The sequence below is a fragment of the Paenibacillus sp. FSL P4-0338 genome (assembly GCF_038002365.1).
Lineage (GTDB): Bacteria > Bacillota > Bacilli > Paenibacillales > Paenibacillaceae > Paenibacillus_AQ.
Genome location: NZ_JBBOCG010000001.1, coordinates 2,972,713 through 2,986,026, shown reverse-complemented (window position 1 = coordinate 2,986,026; position 13,314 = coordinate 2,972,713). Strand labels below are relative to the sequence as shown.

Annotated in this window: 9 protein-coding genes and 1 pseudogene; 6 read left to right on the top strand and 4 right to left on the bottom strand. The window is 43.5% G+C overall.

Annotation, left to right across the window (positions count from 1 at the left end; genetic code table 11):
- Nucleotides 1-61 precede the first annotated feature (61 nt).
- Nucleotides 62-544, bottom strand: a pseudogene (locus tag MKZ07_RS13265) (carbohydrate ABC transporter permease); the annotation flags it as partial.
- Nucleotides 545-1,302: 758 nt separating this feature from the next.
- Here MKZ07_RS13265 and papB point away from each other — a divergent pair.
- From papB to MKZ07_RS13245, 4 genes are all read left to right on the top strand, one after another.
- Nucleotides 1,303-2,715, top strand: coding sequence for a PapB family radical SAM/SPASM ranthipeptide maturase (papB, locus tag MKZ07_RS13260; RefSeq protein ID WP_036698710.1), 1,413 nt, complete (start codon nucleotides 1,303-1,305; stop codon nucleotides 2,713-2,715).
- Nucleotides 2,705-3,586, top strand: a complete 882-nt coding sequence (locus tag MKZ07_RS13255; protein ID WP_036698708.1) for an ATP-binding cassette domain-containing protein — start codon at nucleotides 2,705-2,707, stop codon at nucleotides 3,584-3,586. The genes papB and MKZ07_RS13255 overlap by 11 nt, the downstream gene beginning before the upstream one ends.
- Nucleotides 3,587-4,273: 687 nt before the next feature.
- Nucleotides 4,274-5,431 (top strand): hypothetical protein, encoded by a 1,158-nt coding sequence (locus MKZ07_RS13250; protein WP_341026089.1) that lies wholly within the window; start codon nucleotides 4,274-4,276, stop codon nucleotides 5,429-5,431.
- Between the two features lie 44 nt (nucleotides 5,432-5,475).
- Nucleotides 5,476-7,305, top strand: a complete 1,830-nt coding sequence (locus MKZ07_RS13245) for an ABC transporter ATP-binding protein (RefSeq protein ID WP_083678292.1) — start codon at nucleotides 5,476-5,478, stop codon at nucleotides 7,303-7,305.
- 98 nt (nucleotides 7,306-7,403) lie between these two features.
- Here the strand turns inward: MKZ07_RS13245 and MKZ07_RS13240 are convergent, their stop codons facing one another.
- The 3 genes from MKZ07_RS13240 to MKZ07_RS13230 form a co-directional block, all read right to left on the bottom strand.
- A complete protein-coding gene (locus MKZ07_RS13240) occupies nucleotides 7,404-8,234 on the bottom strand; it encodes a carbohydrate ABC transporter permease (RefSeq protein ID WP_036698703.1) in 831 nt (276 codons plus the stop codon).
- Nucleotides 8,234-9,106, bottom strand: coding sequence for a carbohydrate ABC transporter permease (locus MKZ07_RS13235; RefSeq protein ID WP_341026088.1), 873 nt, complete (start codon nucleotides 9,104-9,106; stop codon nucleotides 8,234-8,236). Before MKZ07_RS13235 ends, MKZ07_RS13240 begins: the two co-directional genes overlap by 1 nt.
- A gap of 84 nt (nucleotides 9,107-9,190) precedes the next feature.
- Entirely contained in the window at nucleotides 9,191-10,534 is a 1,344-nt protein-coding gene (locus MKZ07_RS13230) for an ABC transporter substrate-binding protein (RefSeq protein ID WP_036698699.1), read from the bottom strand.
- A gap of 191 nt (nucleotides 10,535-10,725) precedes the next feature.
- On the opposite strand from MKZ07_RS13230, the gene MKZ07_RS13225 reads away from it, so the two are divergent.
- Both MKZ07_RS13225 and MKZ07_RS13220 read left to right on the top strand, forming a co-directional pair.
- Nucleotides 10,726-12,522 (top strand): sensor histidine kinase, encoded by a 1,797-nt coding sequence (locus MKZ07_RS13225; RefSeq protein WP_235218512.1) that lies wholly within the window; start codon nucleotides 10,726-10,728, stop codon nucleotides 12,520-12,522.
- An 18-nt stretch (nucleotides 12,523-12,540) separates the two neighbouring features.
- On the top strand, nucleotides 12,541-13,305 hold the full coding sequence (locus MKZ07_RS13220; RefSeq protein WP_036698695.1) for a response regulator transcription factor: 765 nt from the start codon (nucleotides 12,541-12,543) through the stop codon (nucleotides 13,303-13,305).
- Nucleotides 13,306-13,314 lie beyond the last annotated feature (9 nt).

Genomic DNA, 13,314 nt, shown 5'->3' with positions numbered 1-13,314 from the left:
AAAAAAGAGCAGCGGTTCTCCGGCTATGGGAGGACCGCTGCTCTGTGTTTAGAGGAATTCATTATCCCTTCACCGCTCCAGCCGTAAGTCCGCTAACAATGTACTTTTGGCAGAAAATATACAGGATTAGCACGGGAAGGGAAGTTAACACCAGGTCTGCGAAGATCAGATTCCAGTCCCGGCTGTACTTGCCGTAGAAATTGTACACTGAGAGCGGCATCGTCCAGTCTGAGCTGTCGGTCAGGAAATAGAGCGGAATGGTAATGTCGTTCCAGACAGACATGAAGACCATAATCGCTACGGTGGCGTTCACTGGGACGATCAGCGGGGTAACGATCTTGAAGAACACATCGAACGTATTAGCCCCCTCCAGAAAAGCGACCTCATCCAATGCCTTCGGAATAGACCTGATGAATCCGCTGTACAGAAACACGCTGAACGCCGTATTCAGCGAGGCGTAGATCAGAATAACGCTGGTGATGCTGCCGTAGAAGCCCATCCACTGCACGACACGGATCGTGGACATCGGGGCAATCAGGCCCAGATGCACATTCGGTCCTTCTCGGCCGCGTTCACAATCAGCCAGTCGCCCATGAACATCATCGCCGTTTCCTTGATTCAGGAATTTGCCTACTGCCATATCGTAGCTGTCGCTGAGAATGTCGTGGTGTAGTCTTTCTTGTAGACCTCATACTGTTTGCTCCAGGAAGGTGGCGAACTCGGGAACATCGGACCACTTTTTGCGGCCGGCATTAATGTCCTCGAACAGGGACGGCCCAGGCTGCTGCTCAGATGGATTCCGTTAACAGATGCAGATGCTGCGAATGCCGGAGCCTTTTCTCCTTCCCGCAATGCGGGGGAGTTGGAGACCAACCGCTACGTCCATGCATTCCGTTTGATAATAACCAAGCCGAACATGATCTCTGTTAGTTAAAAAAATACATTAATTTAAAGGTATTTACAAAATATTCAAAAAAGATTCTTTTTATATATAGATAAAAGAGAACGAACGAGCTAAACTAACTTAGTATTACATAATTCCAAAATATAGGAGGTAGTCGAATGTTTAAACCTGTTAATGTCGTTGCAAGTGGCAGTGTCTCACCTATGTTTTGCATAACATGCGATGCAAGAGACAAATGCGTAGATTGTGATGCTTTTGACTTTATTTGTGGAAACAACGAGAGTGGTTGGTGTATTCGTAATGATGGGGATTGATTGAATTTTCATCTATAAACAAAAGAAAGTCTAAGAAGCAATTCTTAGGCTTTCTAATATTTTGAGAAGGAAGTGAAGTTATTAATGTTTAATAGTCCAATAAAAATTAAAGCTGTAAAATTTTTTGAAGAGCAAGATAATTTATATCTATATAATGTTGAGAATAGCGGGATATTTCAAGTCGATGACACAATAGTAGATATTTGCAACAGTGACGGGAAAACTATTGAAGAACTTTACCAACTTCTAAAAAATAATTATACCATGGAAGAGTTAAGTGAATTACTTACTACGCTAGAGAAAGCAGGAGTTTTACTTGTGCAAGATTTAGTGGATGACATTAATACAGATTCCTGTGCTTGTACAAAAGAGACAAACGGGGTCTCTTCTCTGATTCTTATGCTGGTTCAAGAATGTAATCTGAGATGTTCTTATTGTTATGGTGTTAATGGAGAATACAATGACCGTGGCAGGATGGACATGGATACAGCTACCCAAGCTATAGATTTTTTATTTAATCAAGCTTTGGAGGAAGAACTAAGCATTTGTTTTTTCGGTGGAGAGCCATTACTTAATTATAAACTCATTCAGGATATCATTCCTTATGTCCAAAGCAAAGAAAAACTAACAGGGAAAAGAGTAAGGTATAGTATGACCACCAATGGAACCTTGCTTACCAAAGACGTTGTTGACTATTTAATGGAGCATCAGGTAGCAATACAAGTGAGTCTGGATGGAGATCAGAAAACTCATGATTTTAACCGCTATTTTCAGAATAAAGAAGGCAGCTATGATCTTATTCTTAATAGGACTGAGAAATTAAGAAAGAATGGAATGATCTCAGCGAGAGCTACTGTCTCACCGGTTCAACTGGATATTACCTATACATTAAAACATTTAAATGAAATTGGATTCCGAAATGTTGCTATGTATCCTGCAGTTCAGATGCTTGATGTTAAGGATTATGAGGATTACTCACTTGAATTCACCAAACTGGTAAATTATTTTGAGACTTTAATACATAGTAAGGAGTATAAGAAGGCTCGGGAAATCTCAAATATATATAAATATCTAAGAAGGGTTCATTCATCTTCCAAACGGCATTATTATTGTGGGGCTGCTTCCCATATGCTAGCTGTTGATGTTCATGGAGATTTGTATCCATGTCAAAGATTTGTTAGTGAAAAAAATTATTCTCTAGGAAATGTGAATGAAGGAGTTTCCCGCCTTAGGGAGAAGGAAATATTAAATGAATTTAGTCTAGAAGAAAGAACAAAGTGTAGGGAATGTTGGGCAATTAACCTATGTGGTGGAGATTGCCCACATGAAAATTTAAAGAACACTGGAGCTATAGAAGATCCGCTAGAAATTTCCTGTGAGTTTACTAGAAGTGCAATAAATGATTGCATCAGATTATACTTGAGGTTGGACGAGGAGGATAAAGATAAATTGTTTAATAACAAGATGATAAAGGAGGAAGAAATGATTGTCAGTTGAAGTGGAAGCATTGAGTAAAAAATACGGCAGTAATCAAGTCATTAATCAGTTAAGTTTTCAAATTAATAAGGGGATTTTTGGTTTGCTTGGTGATAATGGTGCTGGTAAAACTACCTTAATGAAAATTCTAGCAACACTGCTAGGGTTTAACGAGGGCGATGTAAGTATGTTTGGATATTCGCTAAGAAAAGAGCCTGATGCAATTCGTGCCATGTTAGGATATCTTCCACAAAGTTTTGACTTTTTCCCTGATGCAACAATCATTGAATCCATGAATTATTTTGCTGCTTTAAAGGGGTTAATAGGTCAACGAAGAATACAGGAAGAAATTTCACAAAGACTAATTGAAGTGGGTCTTGAAGAACATGCTCATAAAAAAATCAAGCAACTTTCAGGCGGTATGAAACAACGATTTGGTATCGCTCAAGCTATGTTAAACCTTCCCCAGTTGTTAATTATTGATGAACCTACGGTGGGGCTTGATCCAAAGGAGCGAATTGCTTTTAGAAACTTGCTTCACAGTTTTTCGGAAGATCGCATTGTATTGTTATCTACGCATATTGTACCGGATATCTCAAGCACCTGTGACAATGTACTTATTTTAAAGAAAGGAAGCTGTCTTTATAATGGGAGTGTTGATGAGGCTATCCATAAAGTGGAAGGGAAAATATGGTTAGTTGAAGTGGATAAAAGGCAGTTGCAACAATTAAGTAATGAAAGCCGTATCATATCTGTTGTTAGGAAAAGGGGGTTAATGCAAGTTCGTTTGCTAGATAATAGTCCTCCAGAAAAATATGGGGAATATACACTAGAGACTCCAAACCTGGAAGATGCTTATCTGTATATATCCGATAATGAGAGGGGGCCTTAATAGAGTGAGGGAGGTGAAAGTTTTAGTTCGATTTGAAATACTGTTGTTAAAGAAAAATTTATTATATAACATTTTGGTTTTCCTGATCACTTTTTTGATACCTATGTTTCTGTATTTATCTACCGGTACAAAGGATAAAGAAATGTGGGTATTCTTGTTGCACGGACAATTATTTTTCTGTATTTTAGCAATGCCAATTCTATATTCTTTTCTTTATGACGATGATAAGCAAGCGATGATCTATTCAACCATTATTCCTAAATTGCATTCAAACTACCTATATCTTGTATGTAAAGTTTGTGTTTTGTGGGGGATTATCTTTCTGTCACAATCCAGTTGCTTAATCCTTATTCTCGGAGGTCATGTGTTATTTTATGGAGTCAACTTTTTTGATTTAATACTTCCGTTAATTTACACCTCGTTTACGACAATTGGTATATCCGTTCAAATTGCTGCTCTTTTGAGCTTATTATTAAAAAAACAAGTATACGTAAATATATTTAATATTATTTTTCTTGTTATAGGGATGTCAGTGAATTCTCCGGCCTTTTCGATATGGTTTAACCCGGATTGGATTACCAGTCATTTTTTTGACTCGTCTTTTTTTGTAGGAAGAACTTTTATATTGTGTATTGCATTAATTCTAATGTATTTTAGCAATCGTCTGTGGAAAGCAAGGGGGAGATTATGAACTTAAATCTAATACGATTTTGGTTGCTTCTTTTCTTTGGCAAGGCCAATACAGGAATATACCTGTTTTCTTTAATGGTAATAGTATATTTTAATTTTCAAATGAATGAAGATTTAATTTTGAAAATTAGCCTGGATTTATTATTTATTGCTTTGTTTGCACTGCAAGCGGCTAATTTAAGCAAAAGATATCAAGCAGAGCAATTTGTATTTTTGTCAATTATCTCTACCAATCGTAAAGTTTTTAATCAAGGAATTGTAGCAGTAATCATAACTTCACCTGTGATAATAATAATATGGGTCACATTACGTATCTGGTTTGGGGATGTTCCAGACTTTAATATTGGGCTTATTGCCCTTTTTTCCGGCCTTTTTGCTGTTGTATCAGGTCTTTTGGTAGGAGAAGTAATCCGCAAGCATGGTTTAGGAATACTGGTTCTGATTACTTTATATTTAACAATTGGATTAATTCCATGGACGCTACACGAAAAATTCAGATATGTATCTCCAGTGCTTAATATTTACAATCCCTACCTAATAAACTTTAGAAATATTATATCGATTTTTGCTGCGGTTCTATTGTTTTATGGAATGGCAACTATATTTTCGTATCGTCGAGGAGGTGGGAAGAAAAGTCTGATTACGTGGTTAACCGTTGGAATTGCGTTGTGTCTATTTAGTGGCATACGTATCTATGAATATACGCATGATAAGCGGCTCGAAAGTAATGAATTTAATATTATAAAAATTGGAACAACACAGGTCCATTACAAAGGAATGAGTAGGGATAGGGCTGAGAAGTTCGGTGTTGTTATAGATTATTTATACAATTTAGCTGATGGGCTTCATATAGCTCCAAAGCGCTACTCTTTAGAAATTACTCAACGTTATGCTGTATCCTCTATTGAACCAAAAGTCATGATGAAGAATCGTGACCAATTGATCATTAACATATATTCTAACAAACTGCTAGATTTTAATTATGGATTTGACTGGGTAAGCAAATGGATAGATTACATATTAACTAATGATACGGATACTTCAAAGGATAATATTAATCTCTTGAAACATCAAATGATCAAAAAAACACTTGAAGAAAACCCAATGAATATCTATACGGAAAGTCGTCGTCAAAAACTTACCATTAACGATTGATTTAGTGCGAAATAATGGGAGAAGGTTAAGCTTTGGAGGGTAATATGGATGGGATCAATATCAAAACTATATTTGCATCATTTCGGTACTGGCCGGAACTTGGGAAATTATTATGGAGGGCAAAAAGAAGTTATTTTTCATTAATTATTTTTTGTTATATAATCAAAGGTTTCTTACCAATAATAAATCTTTTTTCCATTCAATTTTTAGTGATGAAAATCGAAGAGCGATCATTCAACGTGATGATATACCCAATTCTGCCTTTAATTTTTGTTCTGATTTGTAGTCTCTTTGTTACGTCTATTCTTGAACACTTTGAAAAGTTATATCAGCTATTATTAATAAACCACTTGCAAGTTTCAATAGTAACAAAAACCTCTGATTTTATGCTTCGTGATTATGAAGATCCTGAAATTCATAATCAACTAAGAAGAGTTATGCAAGATTCGATAGACCGGCCCATCCAAGTATATAAGGTATTAATTAATCTTATAAGCTCAATTATTACTTTGATTTCTAGTATTGTTATTATACTGAATTTCAAGTGGTGGTTAGTGATTATTCTTCTTGTGTCACCTTTATTTTCATTCTATTCGTTATTGAAGTTCGCACAAATTCAATATATTTCAAAAAGAAAAAGATCTCCATTGCAAAGGAAAGCAAGTTATATTAATTTTTTGTTAACGAATGATAAGGCATTCAAAGAAATTAAACTATATCACTTAAATGACTATTTAAGTATTAGGTACAAAGATATTTTTAATAGATTTTATAAGGAGGATAAAGACCTATCAAAAAGACGAACAGTTTTATATCTATTCTTTCAAATAATTAGTACTCTTTTTATCTCGATAGTTCTTTATATTATTGTATATGTGTCATTTCAAGAGAGTCTACTCTTAGGTAGTATATATGGTTTGGTACAAGCAGTATTGCTTACAAACCAGAATATTAATGCTATCTCTCAAGGATTAATTTCCTTGTGCGAGAATAATTTATACTTGGATGAATTATTCTCATTTCTAAATAAAAGTAAAAAAAGTTATGAAAATATACTGTTAAAGCAGAGTTTCGTTAAAATGGATAAAATAGAAAGCATAGAGTTTATAAATGTCTCCTTTATTTATCCTGGTCAAACAGTTTACGCGCTAAAAGACCTCAATTTCAAAATACAAACAAATGACTCTGTTGCATTTGTTGGAAGAAACGGATCGGGGAAATCAACGATAATTAAATTAATGACAGGCTTATATGATGATTTTACAGGTGAAATATTAATTAATTCAATATCAATACATAATTATAGTAAAGATACATTATACAAAAAAATTGGTGTTATATTTCAAGATTTTATCCAATTTGATTTTACTGTTAGAGAAAATATTGGGTTTGGTGACCTCGAAAAGATGGATAATACCTCTAAAATATGGAATTCGGCCCAACTTACTGGTGCAGATGAACTAATTAAAAGTTTCCCCAATCAAATAGATCAACAGCTAGGTAGAAATTTTGAAGGTGGGGTTCAAATTTCTGGTGGGCAATGGCAAAAAATAGCCATATCAAGAGCTTTCTTTAAAGATGCTGATCTATATATTATGGATGAACCAAGCTCTTTTCTTGATCCGGAATCGGAAAAACAAGTATTTCTGCAATTCCAAAATTATATAGAAGGGAAGATAGGTGTATACATATCGCATAGGTATACATCTGTCTTATATGCTAATAGGATTATTGTGTTAAATGAAGGTCAGGTAGTAGAATGCGGAACACACCAACAATTAATTGTTAAACGAGGGATTTATTATAAACTATTTTCTGATGAAGCAGAAGCCTTTCAAAGAGAGCGAGCAATTCAGGGGGAAATGCTCACGTGAATTTCACTAAAAAGGAGCCATCCCAGCAACTATTTCATGGCTGTTGGGATGGCTCCTTTTGCATCACAGGTTGACAAAACCTATTCTCCACACTCTTACTACCCCTTCACCGCACCCGCAGTGAGTCCGCTAACAATGTACTTTTGGCAGAAGATATACAGGATTAGCACGGGAAGGGAAGTTAACACCAGGTCTGCGAAGATCAGATTCCAGTCCCGGCTGTACTTGCCGTAGAAATTGTACACTGAGAGCGGCATCGTCCAGTCCGAGCTGTCCGTCAGGAAATAGAGCGGAATGGTAATGTCGTTCCAGACGGACATGAACACCATAATCGCTACGGTGGCGTTCACTGGGACGATCAGCGGGGTAACGATCTTGAAGAACACATCGAATGTATTCGCCCCCTCCAGAAAAGCTACCTCATCCAGCGCCTTCGGAATAGACCGGATGAATCCGCTGTACAGAAACACGCTGAACGCCGTATTCAGCGAGGCGTAGATCAGGATGACGCTGGTGATGCTGCCGTAGAAGCCCATCCACTGCACGACACGGATCGTGGTGATCGTGGACATCGGCGCGATCAAGCCCATGAAGAAGAACATGTACAGGAAATTCGACCACTTGGTCTCCCGGCGCACCAGAATGAAGGAGGCCGCTGACGAGGTGAAGATATTCAGAATAGAGGAGACGCCGGTAATCAGCATCCCGTTCAGGAACGCGCGTCCCAGTCCCCCTTCACGGAAGACCGTTGTATAGTTGGAGAAGTTCCACTTCTCCGGGAGCCGCAGGGAGAACTTCAGCACCTCGGCGCTGGTCATGAAGCTTCCGAACAGCATAATCAGCAGCGGCAGGATAATCAGCAGGGAGGCCAGGATCAGCAGCCCTTCGACTACATAGTTGCGCCAGGCCATTTTACGTGAAAAGCTCATTATTCCGATACCTCCTTACGCCGCATGAAGATCAGCAGGGGAATGGAAATGATTGTTACGGCAGCGAACAGCAGGGTGTTGACGGCTGTGCCCAGCCCCCAGCTTCCCTCTCCGAACGAGCGCAGGATGATCGTACCTACCACCTGGGAGGCGTTGCCGGGTCCCCCGCCGGTGAGGACGAATACCTCGGAGAACACCTTGAGGCCGCCGATCAGGGTGAGCATCAGATTGATGTTGATCGCAGGGAGCAGCAGCGGAATCGTGATGCTGCGGAAGCTGCGCCAGGAACCGGCACCGTCAATGGTGGCGGCTTCATAATATTCTTTGGAGATCGACTGGAGTCCGGCCAGGTAGATCGCCATTTGGAAGCCGGTATGCTGCCAGATGGACACAAAGGCTACGGTCCAGATGACAATCGCCGGATTGGTCAGCCAGGCCTGGCTCAGCGAAGGCAGGCCCACAGCTTCGAAGATGCGGTTAATCGTTCCGTCGGAGCGCAGCATGGGCGTGAACACAATGCTAATAACCAAAACGCTTAGGATCGACGGAGAATAAAAAATAGCCCGCAGCAGATTTTTGGATTTTAGCTTCATGTTCAAGCCGACCGCAAGCGCGATGCCGAGCAGATTTTTGCCGAGCACGGTAACGATGGCGAAGATCGCTGTATTTTTCATAGCAAGTAGTAGTGTTCTATCTGTGAAAATCCGTTCAAAATTGTCCCAGCCGATGAACTTGACTGCTTCCCGGTCCAGCCGCCAGTCGGTGAAGGAATAGAAGAGTCCGGTTAGCGCAGGCAGCACGAAAAACACAGAATAGATCAACAGCGCAGGCCAGATCAGGTAATACGAGTATAGTCTCTTGGATACTTTCATCTCTTCACACTCCTCTATAGCCAGGAACAGAATAAAGCCCCGGACGGACTTTATTCTGCCTGTTGTAATGGTTATCCGCTCTAATTAAAAGCCCTCTACGCCTTTGTCCTTCATTAGCTGGCTGAATTTCTCATCCCAGGCCTTGAGTACGCCCGCAGCGTCCAGACCGCCGGCGAACTCATCCTGAAGCAGACGGTACAGCTCGCTGCGGTCCACGATCATGTAGGCATCGGTGGTCAGCGTAGTCTTTTTAGGCGTGATATATTGATCGACAATCTCTTGCTTGTAGTCCGGGAGCTTCGGTGTCGTCACATCGCTGAAGTTGGATACGGAGCCTTGGCTGTCGACCATTTTCTGGGCAACCTCTTTGCTGGCGAGGAACTCAAGGAATTTCTTCGCTTCTTCCATATGCTTGGCTTTCTTAGGGATGAACAGCTGGCCGCCCAGCGGGCTTGCGCCCAGATTTGCATCCTCAGAGGAAGGGATGGCGAACAGGCCCAGATGCACATTCGGATCTTTCTCCGCCACGTTCACAATCAGCCAGTCGCCCATGAACATCATCGCGGTTTCCTTGTTCAGGAATTTGCCCACCGCCATATCGTAGCTGTCGCTGAGAATATCGGTGTTGGTATAGCCTTTCTTGTAGACCTCATACTGCTGGTCCAGGAAGGTGGCGAACTCGGGAACATCGGACCACTTTTTGCGGCCGGCATTAATGTCCTCGAACAGGGAAGGCTCGTTTTTGGAAGCCCAATCGGCAAAAGCAGCTGCAGGCCAGATATTCGCCGCCCAGTTATCCTTGAACGGCATGAAGACCGGCGTGATGCCACTGGCCTTGATTTTCTCGCAGACAGCCAGGAATTCCTCATAATTCTTCGGTATGGCAAGACCCAGGTCTGCGAATATATCCTTGTTATAGACGACTCCCTGCATCCCTGTATCCTGGCTGTAATGGAAGCTGTAGACATGATCGTAAGCCGAGAGCACATCCTTATTCAGCAGCCGGCTCACCCAAGGCTCGTTATCCAGAATCTCGAAATTGCGCTCCAGGTTAAGGTCTGTTGTCGCACTCGCTAGATTGTATTGAATCAGGTCAGGCACCTCGTCAACGGCCAGCTTGGTCTGAAGTACGGTGGCGGTCTGCTCTGCCGGAAGCAGCTGCAGATTCACTTTGATATTGGTTTTCTGTTCGAACTCATCCAGCACATCCTGGGCGACGAACGCCGAATCCTGCGAGCTTTTGGAGATGGCCAGCTCGATGGTTACCTTTTTGCCGCTGCTGCTGCCACTGCCGCTGTTTCCGTTTCCGCCGCTGTTGGTAGCCGCAGCATTGCCGGAGCCTGAATTGTCAGACCCGCATGCCGCCAGCGATAAGGTCATTACACCGGCCAGTACGCCTGTTGCAATTTTTTTCAGTTTGCTATTCATGTGATCGCCCCCGTAGTGAATTTTCTGTGAACTGAATCCGTTTACATTGCCCATTATAGAATGAGTACCGCGCAAGGTACATGTGTGTACTTGACACTTTCTGTGTAATATTCTGAACTCGTAGGGGTGCTTGTCGATTTGCCGGTTTGGTTGTAAAGTAGAGCATCATAAGGTTCAAGGAGGGCTCGGGTTTGGCGACTATTGTTCAGAAATTGCGCGGAGGCAGGGTTCAGGCCAGTCTGCAAACGAAGTTCTTCTTCACCTTCATGGTGCTCCTGCTGATTGTGCTGGGCTGCTTTCTGGTCTATGTGAATTATATGGTGATCCAGCCGCTCAAGGACAAGACAGAGAACGAAATGAAGCTGGCGGCTGTCCAGGTCAGCGATCAGCTGAACCTCTATATCAATAACCAGAACCAGCTCTCCCAGCGGATTCTGTCGAACAAAGAGGTGTTCACGCTGCTGTCCGCAGGTGATTACTCACAGCTTACCCTTGAAGGGCTGACCCGAAGCCGCAGGCTTAAAGACATCATGTTCCAGGCACTGGGGCCGAGTCTGAACATTGAGGATATGATGATCTATGATCTGACAGGGGAGCGGGTGGCCTCTTATATCGGATACGCTGATAGCCCGGCTTCGCTCAGGCCGTTCCTGGAAGAGAGCAGCGAGCTGCCGACCTGGAATGCAAGCGGTTACGCGCTGTACCGGCAGGGGGCGGATGCCATCTCTTTTGTGCGGGCGATCAGGAACCAGAATGGTCAGGTATTCGGCTATCTGGCGGTGCAGCTCGACCAGCGGTACTTGAACAGATCTGCTGCGGGACTGGCGGGCGGCAAGGTCTATATTATGGATCAGGACCAGCGGCTGGTCGCAAGCTTCCCGGCACTACGGGAAGGGGAGAAGGCCCCAGAATTCGCAGCGTCTCCCTCTGAATCTGCAGCAGCTAACGGAATCTATCTGAGCAGCGGCCAGAACTATGTGGCTTACCACCGCTCTGCCGAGACGGGCTGGACCACCTATGTGGTGAATCCGAGGAATGTGGTGCTGGGCCCGGTCAATTCGGTGAAATACATCTCTATTCTGCTGATTACCGCGCTGATTCTATTCTCGTTCATCTTCATCTACTTCTCAACCCGGAACCTGCTGCTTCCGATCCGCAAGCTGCGCAGCCAGATTCTGCGGATGAACTACAGCAACCTGAATATGAAGGCGGGCCCGCGTACACACAACAATGAGCTGATTCAACTGAATAGCGCTTTTCAGGAGCTGCTGGAACGGTTACAGGAATCTATCGAACGGGAAAAGCTTGCGCTGCACGAAGAAGTGAAGTCGCGGAATTCCGCCCTGCAGGCCCAGATCGCGCCCCATTTTATCCACAATGTCCTGTATCTGATCAGTATTGCCGCCCAGGAAGGGAAGAATAGCGTGGTGACCGAAATGTGCAAGCATCTCTCGGACAGCCTGCGTTATATTGTGTCCTCCCCTTATCAGCATGTGGCGTTGACGGAGGAGCTGAAGCATACCCGGCATTATTTGTCCCTGATTCAGCATAATTTCGAGGACGATCTGGAGTGGGAGATTGACGGGGACGGGGGGCTTGAGCAGATTGAGCTGCCCCGGCTGGTGATCCAGCCGTTCGTGGAGAATTGTATTGAACATGCATTTAAAAATACGGACCCTCCTTGGAGGATTGAGGTGCGGGTGAAGGTATATAACGGCCTGTGGGCCATCGAAATCCGGGATAACGGAGAAGGCTTCGCGCCGGGCAGGATCAGGGACATTCTGGATAACATTGAGAGCTCCGATTCCGGGGTTAACGAGCTTAGGCATGATACCTCAGGGATTGGCAATATGGGGATTGTGAATACGGTGAACCGGCTGAAGCTGATGTACAGGAACCGGCTGTTCTTCAACATCTACAACCACTTAGGCGGGGAAAAGGGTGCTACGGTCCAGATTATCGCATCTATGAGTAAAGACTTCTACTAGAACCGGGGAGGGACCGCTATGTATACCGCTATCATTGCCGAGGACAGCAAGCCGATTCTGCGGAATATCGAGGCTCTTATGCAGTCCATGGAGCTGCCTGTCCGCATCGCCGCCACCGCACCGAACGGACTGGATGCATTGGAATACATCAAGGCTAACCCAGTGGACATTCTGCTGACCGATATCCGTATGCCTAAGCTGGACGGGCTTGCGCTGATCGCGGAGTGCAGGCTGGTGAATCCGGCGCTCAAGGCGGTGCTGATCAGCGGGTACAGCGATTTCGAGTATACGCGCAAGGCGCTGAATCTGCAGGTGTTCGATTATCTGCTGAAGCCCGTGGAGCGGCAGCAGCTTGCTGAAGTGATGCAGCGGCTGGTAGCCCATCTGCAGGAGCAGGAGGGCAGCAGAACAGGATTGCCGGAGGGATTGCCCTCACCTGGGCAGCAGCGGCCGAAGAGCAGCGAGGAGTTGTTCCGGCAGCTGGAGCAATATTTGCAGGAGCAGCTCTACGCTCCGCTCTCTATTACGGAAGTCGCGCTTAAGTTCCACGTAAGCCCTTCCTATGTCAGCCGGATCTTCAAGCGGTACTCACACCAGACCTTCGTGCATTACAGCATGCGGCTGAAGATAGCCGAAGCCTGCCGGCTGATTACGCTGAGGCCGGAGCTGAAGGTGAAGGAGCTATCTGAGCTGCTATCCTTCGGCGACCAGCACTATTTCTCCAAGGTGTTCAAGGATTATACGGGCGTAAGTCCTACGGAGTATAGGGGAGGGGAACGGTAGCGCTGCGGA

What these genes read in the sequence shown, in the direction of transcription:
- papB (WP_036698710.1), top strand. Translation starts at nt 1,303, where the DNA reads ATGTTTAATAGTCCAATAAAAATTAAAGCTGTAAAATTTTTTGAAGAG.
- MKZ07_RS13250 (WP_341026089.1), top strand. Translation starts at nt 4,274, where the DNA reads ATGAACTTAAATCTAATACGATTTTGGTTGCTTCTTTTCTTTGGCAAG.
- MKZ07_RS13245 (WP_083678292.1), top strand. Translation starts at nt 5,476, where the DNA reads ATGGATGGGATCAATATCAAAACTATATTTGCATCATTTCGGTACTGG.
- MKZ07_RS13240 (WP_036698703.1), bottom strand. Translation starts at nt 8,234, where the DNA reads ATGAGCTTTTCACGTAAAATGGCCTGGCGCAACTATGTAGTCGAAGGG.
- MKZ07_RS13235 (WP_341026088.1), bottom strand. Translation starts at nt 9,106, where the DNA reads ATGAAAGTATCCAAGAGACTATACTCGTATTACCTGATCTGGCCTGCG.
- MKZ07_RS13230 (WP_036698699.1), bottom strand. Translation starts at nt 10,534, where the DNA reads ATGAATAGCAAACTGAAAAAAATTGCAACAGGCGTACTGGCCGGTGTA.
- MKZ07_RS13220 (WP_036698695.1), top strand. Translation starts at nt 12,541, where the DNA reads ATGTATACCGCTATCATTGCCGAGGACAGCAAGCCGATTCTGCGGAAT.